At 47.2% G+C, this 18,503-nt stretch carries 2 protein-coding genes; both read left to right on the top strand.

The features are described 5' to 3' along the window. Nucleotides 1-9: 9 nt before the first annotated feature. Complete coding sequence (gene ppsC / locus NSU05_RS09740; RefSeq protein ID WP_339204684.1) at nucleotides 10-7,677, top strand: plipastatin non-ribosomal peptide synthetase PpsC; 7,668 nt, start codon at nucleotides 10-12, stop codon at nucleotides 7,675-7,677. A 24-nt stretch (nucleotides 7,678-7,701) separates the two neighbouring features. Further along, nucleotides 7,702-18,501: a plipastatin non-ribosomal peptide synthetase PpsD gene (gene ppsD, locus NSU05_RS09735; protein WP_339204683.1), complete on the top strand. Its 10,800-nt coding sequence runs from the start codon at nucleotides 7,702-7,704 to the stop codon at nucleotides 18,499-18,501. Nucleotides 18,502-18,503: the final 2 nt, after the last annotated feature.

The following is an 18,503-nucleotide window of genomic DNA, read 5'->3' as shown; positions in this document are numbered from 1 at the left end:
GATTCACTGATGCCGCAGCAACCCGAAATACAGGATATATACCCTTTGTCTTTTATGCAGGAAGGGATGCTTTTTCACTCATTGTATGATGAACAGTCGAGAGCTTATTTTGAACAGGCCTCTTTTACGATCAATGGACAGCTTGACTTGGAGCGTTTCCAAAAAAGTATGGATGCTGTTTTTGACAGGTACGATATCTTTCGAACAGCATTCATCTATAAAAATGTAGCCAAACCTCGTCAAGTCGTGCTCAAGCAACGTCATTGCCCTGTTCATGTTGAAGATATTTCCCATCTCAATGAAAGGGATAAAGAACATTGTACAGAGGCATTCAAAGAACAGGATAAATCTAGGGGCTTCGATCTCCAAACGGATGTACTGATGAGAATATCTATTTTAAAATGGGCGCCTGATCATTATGTCTGTATCTGGAGCCACCATCATATTTTAATGGATGGCTGGTGTTTAGGCATCGTCATTAAAGACTTTCTCCATATTTATCAAGCGCTTGGAAAAGGGCAATTTCCTGATTTGCCTCCCGTACAGCCGTACGGGACGTATATTAAATGGCTGATGCAGCAAGAGCGTGAAGAAGCAGCTGAGTATTGGAAAAAAAGGCTTCAGCATTTCGAAAAAGCTTCGCCTCTGCCTAAAAGAACAGATCAAATGTCGGATGGGACATTACAGCAGATCACGTTTACCATTCCTGAAAAAGAAACCTCCGAATTACAGAAAATCGCTGCAGCATGTGGTGCGACACTTAACACTGTTTTCCAAGCTTTATGGGGAATCATGCTCCAAAAGTTCAATCGCCGCGACGATGCTGTGTTCGGATCAGTTATATCAGGCAGACCTTCTGAGCTAAAAGATGTGGAAAACATGGTCGGACTTTTTATCAATACCATTCCTATTCGAGTCCAAAGTGATTTTCTGTCTTTTTCTGACCTAGTCAGCGGAATGCAAAAGGACATGACTGAAGCAGAAGCGTATAGTTACTTCCCTTTATATGACATTCAGGCGCAGAGTGCTCTTAAACAAGAGCTGATTGATCATATTATCGTCTTTGAAAATACACCTACTCAACAAGAGATTGAAGAGCTGAATCAAGCTGGATCATTTGATTTCTCCGTGAAAGATTTTGAGATGGAAGAGGTAACTAATTATAGATGCAGTGTCAAAGTGATCCCAGGGCGTACTTTGTACGTTCGGATTCATTTTCATACAGGCGCTTATCAACCAAATATGATGTCTGAGATAAAAGATTATTTACTGCACATGATCTCTGACGTCATCTCTGATCCATCTCTTCCTGTGTCAAAGATGACGTTGCTAGATGAGGACAAAACACGGAAAATCGTTTCTCAAAATAACAGGACAGTATCTGTTTCACCTGAAGCGCCAACCCTGCATGGCCTGTTTGAGCGACAGGCGGCAGTCACACCGGAGCGGCCAGCGATTCGCTTTTCCGGCGGTTTGCTGACATACGCTGAGCTTGACATGTACGCCAGCCGACTGGCTGCGCACCTTGCGGCACGCGGCGTCACAAACAAAAGTATCGTCGGTGTCCTGTCTGAACGCTCACCTGACATGCTGATCGCTGTCCTTGCTGTCTTGAAGGCCGGCGGGGCGTATTTGCCGCTTGATCCTGCGTATCCAAAGGAGCGGCTGAGCTACATGCTGAAAGACAGCGGGGCATCGCTCTTGCTGACACAGCCGGGATGCTCCGCACCAAACTTTTCTGGCGAAACGCTTGAAGTGGACATGACATCTCTTGCGAGCGAAAAAGCAGAAAACCATGAGTTTACTCCTGCTGACGGCGGATCTCTCGCCTATGTCATCTATACATCGGGCTCTACCGGGCAGCCGAAAGGAGTGGCCGTTGAGCACCGTCAGGCTGTTTCCTTTCTGACCGGTATGCAGCACCAGTTTCCGCTTTCGGAAGATGACATTGTCATGGTGAAAACCTCTTTTTCCTTTGATGCGTCTGTGTGGCAGCTGTTTTGGTGGTCGCTTTCCGGTGCTTCGGCGTATCTGCTTCCGCCCGGCTGGGAGAAAGATCCGGCATTGATCGTAAAAGCCATTCATCAGGAAAACGTGACAACGGCTCATTTTATTCCGGCTATGCTGAACAGCTTTCTCGATCAAGCGGAAATCGAAAGGTTGCGTGACAGCACAAGCCTGAAGCGTGTATTCGCCGGAGGTGAACCGCTTGCGCCGCGTACGGCAGCCCGTTTTGCTTCTGTATTGCCGCAGGTATCATTAATCCATGGTTACGGGCCGACAGAAGCAACGGTAGACGCGGCATTTTACGTGTTAGATCCAGAACGGGACAGAGACCGTTTGCGGATTCCGATTGGGAAGCCCGTACCTGGTGCGCGTTTGTATGTTTTAGATCCGCATTTAGCCGTACAGCCTTCCGGTGTCGCCGGCGAACTATACATTGCCGGAGCGGGTGTTGCCAGAGGTTATTTGAATCGGCCGGCATTAACGGAGGAGCGTTTTCTTGAAGACCCGTTTTACCCGGGTGAACGCATGTACAAAACCGGGGATGTGGCGCGCTGGCTCCCTGACGGGAATGTTGAATTCCTCGGGCGCACGGATGATCAGGTGAAAATCCGCGGCTACCGGATTGAGCCGGGAGAAATTGAAGCGGCACTAAGAAGTATAGAAGGTGTAAGAGAGGCGGCCGTTACCGTACGGACAGACAGCGGGGAGCCGGAATTATGCGCTTATGTAGAAGGGCTCCAAAGAAACGAAGTCCGAGCGCAGCTTGAGAGACTGTTGCCGGGCTACATGGTCCCAGCCTATATGATAGAGATGGAACAGTGGCCGGTTACGCCAAGCGGAAAGCTCGACCGAAACGCCCTGCCAGCTCTTAACGGAGCGGCAGATGCGGAGACCTACACGGCGCCGAGAAACGTGACTGAGATGAAGCTTTCTCAGCTGTGGGAGGACGTGCTGAAAAATGGCCCTGTCGGGATTCACGATAACTTTTTTGACCGCGGGGGGCATTCCTTAAAAGCAACAGCGCTTGTCTCACGGATCGCCAAAGAATTCGATGTACAGGTGCCGCTAAAAGATGTGTTTGCCCATCCGACGGTAGAAGGGCTGGCTACCGTTATCCGTGAAGGAACGGACAGTCCATATGAAGCGATTAAGCCCGCTGAAAAACAGGAAACCTATCCGGTTTCCTCTGCCCAAAAGCGGATTTATGTCCTTCAGCAGCTGGAGGACGGAGGGACAGGCTACAATATGCCGGCTGTGTTAGAGCTCGAAGGGAAGCTCAACCCTGAAAGGATGGGCAGAGCTTTCAAAGAGCTGATCAAGCGCCACGAGTCGCTTCGAACCGCCTTCGAACAGGACGCAGGAGGCGATCCGGTGCAGCGCATCCATGACGAGGTGCCGTTTACGTTACAGACTACAGTTCTCGGCGCACGAACCGAAGAGGAGGCCGCAGCCGCATTTATCAAACCGTTTGATCTCAGCCAAGCGCCGCTGTTCCGTGCTCAAATCGTAAAGGTATCAGATGAGCGGCACCTGTTGCTGGTTGATATGCATCACATCATTTCAGACGGTGTTTCCGTCAACATTCTGATTCGGGAATTCGGCGAGCTGTACAATAATCGGAAGCTTCCGGCACTGCGCATTCAATATAAAGATTATGCCGTATGGCAAGAAGGATTTAAAACAGGAGATGCGTACAAAACGCAAGAGGCGTACTGGCTGAAGCAGCTCGAGGGCGAGCTGCCTGTGCTGGATCTCCCCGCTGATCATGCCCGCCCGCCGGTGCGAAGCTTCGCGGGTGACAAGGTCTCATTTACGCTGGATCAAGAGGTTGCATCAGGCCTTCACAAGCTGGCACGAGAAAACGGAAGCACACTGTACATGGTGCTCCTTGCGGCTTACACCGCGTTCTTGTCACGCTTAAGCGGACAGGAAGATATCATCGTCGGCTCGCCAATCGCCGGCCGGCCGCACAAGGATCTTGAGCCGATACTCGGCATGTTTGTGAACACGCTGGCGCTTCGGACGCGTCCGGAGGGCGGGAAGCCATTCGTACAGTATTTGCAGGAAGTGCGTGAGACAGCATTGGAAGCCTTTGAGCACCAGGATTACCCGTTCGAAGAGCTTGTCGATAAGCTTGAATTAACACGGGATATGAGCAGAAATCCGCTGTTTGACGTAATGTTTGTTCTTCAAAACATGGATCAGGAATCGTTGGAGCTGGATGAACTTTGTCTCAAACCTGCAGCAAACAATGGGCATCAAACGTCCAAATTTGATTTAACCCTATATGCCCAGGAACAGCCCCACGGTTTGCTGACGTTCCAAATGGAGTTTAGTACTGACTTATATAAGAAAAAAACGATAGAAAAGTGGCTTCAATATTTTATCAATATGTTACTCTCCATCATCAAAGACAACAAAGCCGCTCTCGGAACAATAAATATCCTGAATGAGGATGAGACCCATTACCTTATCCACGAGCTCAATCGTACAAAAATAGATTATCCAAGAAATGAAACCATCAGCAGACTCTTTGAAATGCAGGCAGAACAAACACCTAATGCTGTAGCAATTGTCAGCGACACCCAAGTATTCACTTACGAGGACCTGAACAGCTGGGCAAATCAAATTGCCTCAGTTCTACAGATAAAGGGCGTAGGGCCTGATAGTGTTGTAGCCTTGTTGACAGGCAGAACACCAGAACTCATTGCAGGAATCCTGGGCATTCTGAAAGCCGGGGGAGCCTATCTGCCTATTGCTTCTGATCTGCCTGTTGAACGAATAGCTTATATGCTGTCAGACAGCGGGGCGGCATTACTCCTTCAATCTGAGAAAACAGAAAAACAGCTATTAGACATTGAATGTGAACAAATCATAATCGAAGATATTCAAAAGCAAGAAAAAACGAAGAACGTTGATTCTTCAGCAGGGCCACATTCACTCGCATATATCATTTATACCTCTGGATCAACCGGTAAACCAAAGGGTGTCATGATTGAGCAGCGAAGTGTAATTCGTCTTGTTAAAAACAGCAATTATATTACATTTACACCTGAAGACCGCCTTCTGATGACATCATCAATCGGTTTCGACGTTGGGTCATTTGAAATTTTCGGACCGCTGCTAAATGGTGCCGCTTTGCATCTGTCCGATCAACAAACATTTCTCGATTCCCATCAGCTTAAGAGGTACATAGAACATCAAGGAATCACAACGATTTGGCTGACATCTTCTCTATTCAATCATTTGACAGAACAAAATGAACAAACATTTTCACAGCTGAAACATTTGATTATTGGCGGAGAAGCTTTGTCGCCGAGCCACGTCAATCGAATCAGAAATGTCTGCCCTGAAGTATCTATATGGAATGGATATGGCCCTACCGAAAATACAACTTTTTCGACATGCCTTCACATTCAAAAAACATATGAACTTTCCATTCCGATCGGGCGGCCGGTTGGTAATTCCACCGCTTATATCTTAAATCAATGGGGAGTGCTGCAGCCGGTCGGAGCTGTCGGTGAACTTTGTGTCGGCGGAGATGGCGTCGCCAGAGGATATTTGGGCCGTCCTGATTTAACGAAAGAGAAATTTGTCCCACATCCATTTGCACCTGGCGATCGACTGTATCGCACAGGTGATCTGGCGCGCTGGCTTCCTGACGGCACAATTGAGTACGTTGGCCGTATTGATGATCAAGTAAAAGTCAGAGGCTATCGTGTGGAGCTGGGTGAGATCGAATCAGCACTTCGTCAAATAGACGGGGTCAAAGAAGCCGCAGTGTTAGCACGTACAGCCCAGACCGGGAGCAAAGAGCTGTTTGGCTATATCAGCGTAAAAGCAGGCACGAATGCTGAACAAGTGCGTTCACTTCTCGCGTGTTCACTGCCTAATTATATGATTCCGGCGTATATCATTGAAATGGAGAATCTTCCGCTCACATCGAACGGCAAATTGAACCGGAAAGCACTGCCTGAACCAGATTTCGCATCTAAACAAACATACATCCCGCCACGCAACGAACTTGAAGAGCAGCTGGCATTGATCTGGCAGGAGGTTCTAGGCATCCAGAGGATCGGAATAGAGGATTCGTTTTTTGAATTGGGCGGAGATTCAATCAAAGCCCTTCAAGTTTCTGCACGCCTTGGGCGCTATGGACTAAGCTTGCAGGTAAGTGATTTATTCCGTCATCCAAAGATAAAGGACTTATCACCATTTATCCGTAAGTCAGAGAGAATCATAGAGCAAGGACCCATTCAGGGTGACGTTCCTTGGACGCCTGTTCAGCAATGGTTTTTTTCACAAGATATTGAAGAAAGACACCATTTCAATCAGTCTGTCATGCTATTCCATTCTGGACGTTTGTCTGAAAACGCCCTTAGACCAGCCTTGAAAAAACTGGCGGAGCATCATGATGCGCTTCGGATGGTTTATCGCAACGATGACAGGCGATGGATTCAAATCAACCAAGGCATTCATGAGTCACAGCTATACAGCTTAAGAATCTCTGATCTTTCACAGTCAGAAAGCGGCTGGGAGACGAAAATCAAACAAGAAGTTGCCGATCTTCAGCAAAGCATCAATTTGCAGGAAGGACCATTGTTGCACGCCGCTTTGTTTAAAACACTGACCGGAGATTACTTGTTCCTTGCGATCCATCACCTTGTCGTTGATGGTGTCTCATGGCGGATTTTGCTGGAGGATTTGTCAGCCGGATATCAACAAGCTGCTGCAGGCCAGACGATCCAGCTTCCGCCTAAAACGGATTCCTACCAGGAATACGCAAGACGCATACAGGAATATGCCCAAAGCAGTAAGTTGATTCGCGAAGAGGCGTATTGGCGAAGTGTAGAAGAACAGCAAGCCGCAGAACTGCCCTATGAAATACCGCATCATGTGAACATCGACTTCAGCAAAAGGGACTCATTAAGCTTTTCACTGACTGAAGCAGACACCGCCGTCTTGCTGCAAAACGTCAATCACGCCTATGGCACAGATACACAAGATATTCTGTTAACCGCAGCATCCTTGGCGATTTGTGAATGGACAGGAGGAAGCAAGCTCCGTATCGCTATGGAAGGACACGGGAGAGAACACATTCTGCCAGAGTTAGATATCAGCAGGACGGTCGGCTGGTTTACATCCATGTACCCGGCCCTCATAAGCTTTGAAAATCATAGGGATGAGCTCGGAACCTCAGTAAAAACCGTTAAAGATACACTGGGCCGGATACCAAACAAAGGGGTAGGTTACGGTATGCTGAAATACCTTACACACCCTGAAAATAAAAGCATTACGTTTTCAAAAACACCTGAAATCAGCTTTAACTATTTGGGCCAGTTCAACGACATCGAAAGACAGGACACCTTCCGCCCATCAAGCCTTGGTAGCGGAAAGGATATCACTCATACATGGAAGCGCGAGCAAATCATCGAGATGAGTGCAATGGCAGCAGACAAAAAGCTCCATTTCAATCTTAGTTATCCGCCAGCCCGCTTTCACAGAAACACAATGGAACAGCTTATTAACAGGATTGAACACTTTTTGCTGGACATTATGAAACACTGCGCCGGTCAACAGAAAGCAGAAAAGACACTGAGCGATTTCAGCAGTCAATCATTAACGGCAGAGGACTTGGACAGCATAACCAGCTTGGTGGAAGAATTGTAGAAAATCGTGACAGGAGACATGAACATGACAAAAGCGAATTCAATTCAGGATATTTATCCGCTGTCTTACATGCAGGAAGGGATGCTTTTCCATTCCCTCCTGCAAAAAGATTCACAGGCGTATGTTGAGCAAGCTTCTTTTACAATAGAAGGAAAAGTCAACCCGCAGTTTTTTCAAAACAGCATCAACGCTCTTGTAGAAAGACATGATATTTTCAGAACGATTTTTATCAGCCAAAATGTTTCCTCCCCCCAGCAGGTTGTTCTGAGAGAACGAAATGTCATCGTACTGGAAGAAGACATTACTCATTTAAACGAGGCGGAGCAATCACAGTTTATCGAGCAATGGAAAGAAAAGGACCGGGACCGGGGGTTTCATTTGCAAAAGGATGTGCTCATGCGCATCGCTCTGATTCAAACAGGAGAGAGCCAGTACACTTGTATTTGGACCTTTCATCACATCATGATGGACGGTTGGTGCCTCAGCATTGTGCTAAAGGAGTTTCTGCATATTTACGCATCTTATGTAAATGCATCCCCTATAACATTGGAGCCGGTCCAGCCATACGGAAAGTATATCAAATGGCTGATGGAGCAAGACAAAGAGCAGGCGGTTTCTTATTGGGACCATTATCTTTCCGGCCACGAACAGCAAACCGTGCTCCCGAAGCAGAAAAAAACAAAGGGAAAAAGCAGGCAGGAACACGTTACATTTTCATTCTCTAAGGAAGAAAGCAGCAGGCTTTCAGAGCTTGCTGCAAGAGAAGAAGTGACACTCAGTACGATTTTTCATACCATTTGGGGCATTCTGCTACAAAAATATAATAATAACGATGACGCCGTATTCGGTTCTGTCATTTCAGGAAGGCCCGCAGAAATCGAAGGCATTGAACATATGGTAGGTCTTTTCATTAATACGATGCCGATTCGGGTGCAGGGGGCAAAAACGCCCTTTCTTCAACTTATAAAAGATATGCAAAAAGACCGTCTTGCCGCTGAAGCGTACAGCTACCACCCTTTGTATGAGATTCAATCCCGCTCAGCTGTTAAGCAAGGGCTGATTGATCATATTCTCGTATTTGAAAACTATCCGGTGCAGCAAGAGATTCAAATGCTGAACAAACAGGAACATGCTTCTGATCTTTTTCAAATTCATAATTTGACTGTCGCAGATGAAACCAACTACAGCTTTTATCTTATGGTAGCACCAGGAGAAGAAATCCATATGAAAATGAGCTATGATGCTGAGCAGCACGATCGGTCTTTTGTGCTTTCTGTCAAGGAGCATTTTCTGAATGTTGTATCGCAAATCTTACACAATCCGAATCTTTCACCTGGTGAAATCGAGATTACGACAGACACCGAAAAGCGGCAGCTGATTGGAGAAATCGCAGATCGAACACCAGTTTACGAAACCATCCATGCCATGTTTGAAACACAAGCAGAAAAGACGCCGGATGCTTATGCGGTAATTGATCAAGCCTGCTCGTTAACATACAAAGAACTGAATAAATCGGCTAACAGATTGGCGCGGCATTTACGAATGAAGGGTGTTGCGAGACAGGAGCCCGTTGCGATTATGATGGAACGCTCAGCGGCGTTTATCACAGGTGTTATTGGAATCTTAAAGGCAGGCGGCGCCATTGTTCCCGTTGATCCGCATTACCCGGCTGACAGAATCCGTTATATTCTGCATGATTGCGGCTGTTCGCATGTTGTTTCACAAGCGCATCTTTCCTCATCGTTAGAAGACAATTACATTATCACTCATCCAGAAGAAATCGAAAGCAAAGTAGACGGCAGTAACATAAAGTCAGTCAACAATGCTGACGATCTGCTGTATATGATTTATACATCAGGCACAACAGGTAAACCAAAGGGTGTTCAATTTGAGCATCGAAACATGGCTAACTTGCTGAAATTCGAATATACTCACTCCGGCATTGACTTTGAAGCAGATGTTCTGCAATTTGCGACACCTTCCTTCGACGTCTGCTATCAAGAAATTTTTTCTGCGCTTCTGAAAGGCGGCACACTGCACATCGTGCCAGAAGCCATAAAAAGAGATGTGCCTCAGCTGTTTGCATTTATAAACAAGCATCAGACGAATATTGTGTTTCTCCCAACTGCTTTTATCAAAATGATTTTCAGCGAGCGAGAACTTGCGAACTCGTTTCCTGATGGCGTCAAACACCTGATCGCAGCCGGGGAACAATTAATGATTTCAGACCTTTTCCAAGATGTGTTGCGTGAACGCGGCATACACCTGCACAATCATTACGGACCTTCAGAAACTCATGTGGTATCTACGTATACCATTCATCCTGGAGACCCTATTCCTGAGCTTCCGCCAATCGGTAAACCGATAGGCTGTACTGATCTATATATTTTGAATCATCAAAAACAGCTTCAGCCATGCGGCGTACCAGGCGAACTCTATATTTCCGGCGCAAGTGTTGCCAGAGGATATGTCAATCACGATAAACTGACAAGCGACAAATTTTCATCCGATCCATTCAAGCCTGATGTGATCATGTACCGGACAGGTGATTTGGCCAGACGGCTTGAAGACGGCAACATCGAATATATCGGACGGGCAGACAATCAAGTGAAAATCAGAGGTTATCGAATTGAGCCGCAAGAAATCGAAGTCACGCTAATGAATCATCCGGACATTAGTGAGGCTGCCATTCTCATCTGGCAAGATCAAAACGGTGAACATGAATTATGCGCTTACTATTGCAGTGTACAAAAGCTGAATGCAATAGATTTACGCAGTTATATGGCTAGTGAGCTCCCAGAATACATGATTCCGGCGAAATGGATATGGGTTGACAGCATACCTCTTACCCCAAACGGAAAAGTAGATCGCGCAGCACTTCCGGAGCCAGATGCTTCAATCAGCGGAAACCCATATACTGCCCCTCGAAATCTGTTAGAGGCAAAGCTTTCGCAACTATTTGAAGATGTGCTAAAGAATGGGCATATAGGCATCCAAGACAACTTTTTTGACAATGGCGGTCACTCGTTAAAAGCAACAGTGCTTATGTCACGGATCGCAAAGGAATTCCATGTGCAAGTTTCACTTAAGGACATCTTTGCTCATCCGACTGTTGAAGGATTAGCTTTAATTATTCGAGAGGCAGAACAAAATTTGTATGCAGCAATTGAACCAGCAGAAAAAAGGGATACATATCCTGTATCTTCGGCCCAAAAACGAATCTATGTGCTTCAACAGCTTGATGAGGGTGTCGCCTATAACATGCCTGCGGTCTTAGAACTGGAAGGTGCACTGGATGTCGCCAAACTGTCTGCTGTATGTAAAGAACTGATCAGTCGGCATGAGCCGCTTCGAACTTCCTTTGTACCCGGAGCTGATGACGAGCCGGTTCAGCGTATCCACACCGAAGTGCCGTTTACGTTAAGTAAAGAGACCACTATCGAGGGATTTGTCCGTCCCTTTGATCTCAGCCAGGCGCCATTATTTAGAGCAGGCCTTATAGAAGTGTCAAACGAGAAGCATGTATTGCTGGTGGATATGCACCATATCATTTCAGATGGTGTATCCGTTCAGCTCCTAATCCGAGAATTTACCGATCTTTATGCAAACCGGCAGCTTAAGCCATTGCGGATCCAATATAAAGATTACGCCGTATGGCAGCAGAAATTTAAAAAGGGAGACTCGTACCAAAAGCAGGAGACTTACTGGCAGCAGCAGTTTAGCGGGGATCTTCCTATACTGGAGCTTCCAACAGATAAACGACGTCCGGCAGAACGGCAATTCATAGGCGGAAAAGTAACCTTTCAATTGGACAAAGAGATCACGGCCCGCATAAAGCGGCTCGCCCATAAAAACAGAAGCACGCTTTATATGACGCTTCTCGCTTTGTATTCAGCCTTTTTGTCTCGGTTAAGCGGTCAGGATGATATCGTGATTGGTTCACCAATCGCCGGACGGCCCCATGCCGACCTTGAAGCTGTTCTTGGGATGTTCGTCAATACACTGGCTCTCCGCACACGCCCAGCGGGTAATAAGACATTTGAGGAATTTCTGAAAGAAGTCAGACAGACGGCATTAGAAGCGTATGAGCATCAGGATTACCCGTTTGAAGAGCTTGTGGACAAACTCGGTGTGCAGCGGGAAATGAGCCGGAATCCTTTGTTTGACACAACGCTAGTCCTTCAGAATATGGAACAGCAAAAGCTAAAAATGAATGATGTACAGCTTCAGTGGAACGACTTGGAGCACCCAATATCAAAATTTGATATTTCCCTATACGTTACAGAGCATGATTCCGAGCTTTTCTGTCAGTTTGAATACAGTACAGCTTTGTTTGAGAAAGAAACCATCCAAAGGTGGGCCAGCCTTTTCACCACGCTTGTGGAACATACAGCTGCCAGTCCTGAAACAGAATTGGACGATATTCCAATCTTAACAAAAGAAGAAGAGAGAGATTTCATTGAATCATGCCATCTGTTTGAGGAGACGGGCTATTCAATGAATCAAACGCTCCACTATGCACTCGAACAGCAGGCAACAAAAACGCCTGATCAGGCGGCCGTTATCTTCGAAGATGGAGTGATGACCTATAAAGAATTGAACGAACAGGCTAACCGTATCGCCTGGGAGCTGATCGGACGGGGGGTAAAACCCGAAACGACTGTTGCCATTATAGGAAAGCGTTCACCTGAAATGCTGCTTGGCATTTATGGCATTCTTAAAGCTGGCGGCGCTTATCTGCCCATCGACCCGGATTATCCGGAAGAACGAATCAGCTTTCTGCTGGAGGACAGCGGTACAAACATTCTCCTGCTTCAGTCTGCCAGCCTTCATATTCCGGCATTTACAGGAGAGATTGTCTATCTCAATCAGACAAATAGCGGACTGGTACATCGTTTGTCCAATCCGAATGTGAACGTTCTCCCGCAATCTTTAGCCTATGTCATCTATACATCCGGCTCTACCGGGATGCCTAAGGGTGTTGAAATTGAACATCGATCAGCGGTGAATTTTTTGAATTCCCTACAGTCCCGCTATCAGCTAAAGCATTCAGATATGATTATGCACAAAACATCATATTCATTCGATGCTTCAATATGGGAGCTGTTTTGGTGGCCTTATGCCGGAGCTTCTGTTTATCTGCTTCCTCAGGGAGGCGAAAAAGAACCTGAAGTGATCGCGAAGGCCATAGAAGAACAAAAGATCACAGCTATGCATTTTGTGCCTTCAATGCTCCATGCATTTTTAGAACATATAAAATATCGCTCTGTACCGATTAAGACAAACAGACTCAAGCGAGTGTTTTCTGGGGGAGAACAGCTGGGGACCCATCTTGTCTCCCGATTTTACGAGTTGCTTCCAAATGTTTCAATAACCAATTCCTATGGGCCAACGGAAGCAACCGTAGAAGCTGCATTCTTTGATTGTCCGCCGCAAGAAAAACTTGAACGGATTCCAATTGGAAAACCTGTTCATCATGTCAGATTATATATCCTGAATCATAATCAGCGGATGCTGCCTGTTGGATGTATCGGTGAACTATACATTGCCGGAGCGGGTGTTGCCAGAGGTTATTTGAATCGGCCGGCATTAACGGAGGAGCGTTTTCTAGAAGACCCGTTTTACCCGGGGGAACGCATGTACAAAACCGGGGATGTGGCGCGCTGGCTCCCTGACGGGAATATTGAATTCCTCGGGCGCACGGATGATCAGGTGAAAATCCGCGGCTACCGGATTGAGCCGGGAGAAATTGAAGCGGCACTAAGAAGCATAGAAGGTGTAAGAGAGGCGGCCGTTACCGTACGGACAGACAGCGGTGAGCCGGAATTATGCGCTTATGTAGAAGGGCTCCAAAGAAACGAAGTGCGGGCACAGCTTGAGAGACTGTTGCCGGGCTACATGGTCCCAGCCTATATGATAGAAATGAAACAGTGGCCGGTTACGCCAAGCGGAAAGCTCGACCGAAACGCCCTGCCAGCTCCTGGCGGAGCGGCAGATGCGGAGACCTACACAGCGCCGAGAAACGTGACTGAGATGAAGCTTTCTCAGCTGTGGGAGGACGTGCTGAAAAATGGCCCTGTCGGGATTCACGACAACTTTTTTGACCGCGGGGGACATTCCTTAAAAGCAACGGCGCTTGTCTCACGGATCACCAAAGAATTCGATGTACAGGTGCCGCTAAAAGATGTGTTTGCCCATCCGACAGTAGAAGGACTGGCTGCCGTTATCCGTGAAGGAACGGACAGTCCATATGAAGCGATTAAGCCCGCTGAAAAACAGGAAACCTATCCGGTTTCCTCTGCCCAAAAGCGGATTTATGTCCTTCAGCAGCTGGAAGACGGAGGGACAGGCTACAATATGCCGGCTGTGTTAGAGCTCGAAGGGAAGCTCAACCCTGAAAGGATGGACAGAGCTTTCCAAGAGCTGATCAAGCGCCACGAGTCGCTTCGAACCGCCTTCGAACAGGACGAAGGAGGCGATCCGGTGCAGCGCATCCATGACGAGGTGCCGTTTACGTTACAGACTACAGTTCTCGGCGAACGAACCGAACAGGAGGCCGCAGCCGCATTTATCAAACCGTTTGATCTCAGCCAAGCGCCGCTGTTCCGTGCCCAAATCGTAAAGGTATCAGATGAGCGGCACCTGTTGCTGGTTGATATGCATCACATCATTTCAGACGGTGTTTCCGTCAACATTCTGATTCAAGAATTCGGCGAGCTGTACAATAATCGGAAGCTTCCGGCGCTGCGCATTCAATATAAAGATTATGCCGTATGGCAAGAAGGATTCAAAACAGGAGACGCGTACAAAACGCAAGAGGCGTACTGGCTGAAGCAGCTCGAGGGCGAGCTGCCTGTGCTGGATCTCCCCGCTGATCATGCCCGCCCGCCGGTGCGAAGCTTCGCTGGTGACAAGGTCTCATTTACGCTGGATCAAGAGGTTGCATCAGGCCTTCACAAGCTGGCACGAGAAAACGGAAGCACACTGTACATGGTGCTCCTTGCGGCTTACACCGCGTTCTTGTCACGCTTAAGCGGACAGGAGGATATCATCGTCGGCTCGCCAATCGCCGGCCGGCCGCACAAGGATCTTGAGCCGATACTCGGCATGTTTGTGAACACGCTGGCGCTTCGGACACGCCCGGAGGGCGGGAAGCCATTCGTACAGTATTTGCAGGAAGTGCGTGAGACAGCATTGGAAGCCTTTGAGCACCAAGATTACCCGTTCGAAGAGCTTGTCGATAAGCTTGGATTGACACGAGATATGAGCCGGAACCCAGTGTTTGATGCGATGTTAGTTGTTCAAAATAATGATTACGAGCCATTGTATCTTCATGATTTGAAAATGAAGCCGGCACAAGTTTCTCATCTCGTTTCTAAATTCGATTTGACACTACAGGCATCTGAGGGCGACGGAAACATTCATTTCCTTTTTGAATATTCAACCGCATTGTTCGAGAAAACCACCATTGAACGCTGGGTATCGCATTTAACAAATGTACTTAGCATCATCGGCAAAAACCCGGAGGTGACACTCAACCATATCGACATCCTGACCCAAGAAGAGCGGCACCAGCTGCTTAATGAGTTTAACACCGGGCAAGCGAATCAATACGGAGTTCAAACAATCAGTCAATTGTTTGAGCAGCAAGCTGCACGAACACCAAAAGCTTCTGCACTTGTCAGCGGAGACAAAACACTCACTTATCAGGAGCTTGACGAGTGGTCCAATGGAATCGCACGTGCATTGCGCAGCCGAGGTGTTAAGCCGGACACACCAGTAGGCATCATGATGCATCGTTCGTTCAGTATGATAGCAGCCATACTTGGTGTGTGGAAAGCAGGCGGCTGTTACGTTCCCATTGATCCTGAATACCCGACAGAACGCAAACGCTATATCCTTAGCGACAGCGGAACGAAACTGCTGATGACAATAAATGAAGCGGATCGAGGAGTACTTGCTGACTTTGAAGGAGAGATCTTGACGATAGAAAGCGTAGAGGAAGACGACAAATCGCCGCTGCCGCAAGTGTCGTCTGCCCATCATTTGGCTTATATCATTTATACTTCAGGAACGACGGGCCGGCCAAAAGGGGTGATGGTCGAGCATAAAGGTATTGCCAACACGCTTCTGTGGCGGCGAAACGCTTATGCATTCAACGAGACAGATGCCATCCTGCAGCTCTTTTCTTTCTCATTTGACGGCTTTTTAACTAGTATGTTTACACCGCTTTTGTCAGGTGCAAAAGCCGTTTTGCTTCATGAAGAGGAAGCGAAGGATATTCTGGCCATTAAGCATCAGCTGTCTCGTCAACGGATTACACATATGATTATTGTGCCTGTTTTATATCGAGCGCTTTTGGACGTAGTGCAGCCGGAAGATGTAAAGACGCTTAGAGTCGTCACACTGGCGGGAGAAGCGGCTGACCGCGAATTGATCGACCGCAGCTTAGCTATATGTCCGCATACCGAACTCGCCAACGAATATGGACCGACAGAAAACAGCGTGGCGACTACCGTCATGAGACATATGGAAAAGCAGGCATACGTAAGCATCGGCCAGCCGATTGACGGGACTCAAGTGCTGATTTTAAATAGCAATCATCAGCTTCAGCCAATCGGTGTTGCGGGAGAGCTTTGTATAGCAGGAACAGGGCTTGCAAGAGGGTACGTCAATCTTCCAGAACTGACAGAGAGAGCATTCACGCAGAATCCATTTAAACCCGAAACACGAATGTACCGAACAGGAGACGCCGCCAGATGGATGGCCGACGGTACACTCGAATATCTCGGAAGAATCGATGATCAAGTCAAAATCAGAGGATACCGTGTAGAAACGAAAGAAATTGAATCGGTCATCCGGTGTATAAATGGTGTAAAAGACGCCGCAGTAGTTGCTCATGAAACAGCGTCAGGACAAACCGAATTAAGTGCTTATGTGGTGACAAAACCAGAGTTGAGCACAAATGCTGTACGCTCAGAATTACAAAACAAGCTGCCGGTGTTTATGCACCCTGCGTTTATTGAAAAACTGGACTCACTTCCATTGTCACCAAACGGCAAGCTGGATCGCGGAGCACTTCCAAAACCTGTATACAACCACGAAGGTGAACGTCCATTCCTCCCGCCAGCCAGCAAAATGGAGCAAATACTGGCAGATATATGGAAAGAAGTACTGGGGGCAGAAAAGATCGGAACAGCTGATTCGTTCTTTGAACTTGGCGGAGATTCAATCAAAGCGTTACAGGTATCTGCGCGGCTTCACCGGATAGGCAAGCAAATGGCAGTGAAAGATTTGTTTAGCCATCCGACCATTCAAGAATTGGCAGCTTATATCCGTGATTCAGATACAAGTTCCAGCCAAGCTGCGGTTGAGGGAGACGTACAATGGTCGCCTGTTCAAAAATGGTTTCTTTCTCAAGATATAAAAGAAAAACACCATTTTAATCAGTCCGTAATGCTGCATCGAAGTACCTTTGTACAAGAAGACGCACTGCGCAAAACGTTAAAAGCAATAACGTGTCATCATGATGCGCTGCGAATGGTGTTTACACAGAATGAACAAGGAAAGTGGGATCAATATAATCGGCCGCTCAGTCATTCGGACGACGCGTTGTACGGCCTTGAGATGATTGATTTATGCACTGATGGAAATAGAGCGTATGAGCCTATTATCAAACGCCATGTACTTGATATTCAGCAGAAAATGGATTTGAAGAATGGTCCGCTGCTGCAAGCCGGTCTTTTCCACACAATTGACGGTGATTTCTTATTTTTATCTGCTCATCACCTCGTCGTTGACGGCATTTCATGGCGGGTTCTGCTTGAAGATTTGGCTTTAGGGTATCGCCAAGCTGCTGGCGGGGAGGATATCAAACTGCCGCCTAAAACAAGCTCGTTTAAAGCGTATGCGAAAAAGCTCTCTGACTACGCTGAAAGCCAGCAGCTAATGAAACAGCTCAAGTATTGGCGCGAAGCCGAAGAGTATCAAACAGAGGCATTGTCTTTTGATCAAATCGATGGAACTAGAGCACACGAGGGACAACGGTCCACAATTTCGTTTACCTTAAACGATAAAGAGACAGCAGCACTCTTAAAAGACGCCAACAGCGCATATAACACTGATACGCAGGACATGCTGCTCGCTTCTGTCATTCTTGCGCTGCGCCATTGGACCAATCAATCCGCCTTCAAACTATCATTAGAGGGCCACGGGCGAGAGGATGTATTAAAAGGAATAGATGTGAGCCGGACGATTGGATGGTTTACCGCCATTTATCCGTTATTGATTAAACTGAACGCAGACTTGCCAGATTCGGAAGAAAGCATGGTTCATGTGCTAAAAACAACAAAAGATACACTGAGACGTGTACCTGACAAAGGATTCGGCTACGGTGTCATCAAATATTTGACTCCGCCTGGCAAAAAAGACATCAATTTCACAGGTGCACCAGAAATCAGCTTTAATTATCTTGGTCAATTTGAAAGCGGCCGCACAGCTGAAGTACCTGAGGAGGACGCCTTCTCATTCTCTCCGCTGGGTGCCGGAGGTGATATCAGCACAACATGGAACCGTGAACAGTCGCTGGATATCAGCGCAATCGCTGCAGAAGGAAAATTGACTGTCAATATGACTTATGACAATGCCCGCTTTCAGCGCAAAACCATCGAACAGCTTAGCGAAACATGCCGTCAATTTTTATTACAGCTGATCGAACACTGCCAGAACAAAAGCGAAACAGAAAAGACGATCAGTGATTTTGATGATCAAGAACTGACCGAGGACGCCCTGCAAGAGATCGCTGATATGCTCAGTTTTCACTAATG

Origin of the sequence: Bacillus sp. EU52 (assembly GCF_037964975.1) — a bacterium.
GTDB lineage: Bacteria > Bacillota > Bacilli > Bacillales > Bacillaceae > Bacillus > Bacillus subtilis.
This window is presented reverse-complemented; position numbering and strand designations above follow the sequence as displayed.

Coding starts and splice junctions, on each gene's coding strand:
- ppsD (WP_339204683.1), top strand. CDS start 7,702: ATGACAAAAGCGAATTCAATTCAGGATATTTATCCGCTGTCTTACATG.
- ppsC (WP_339204684.1), top strand. CDS start 10: ATGCCGCAGCAACCCGAAATACAGGATATATACCCTTTGTCTTTTATG.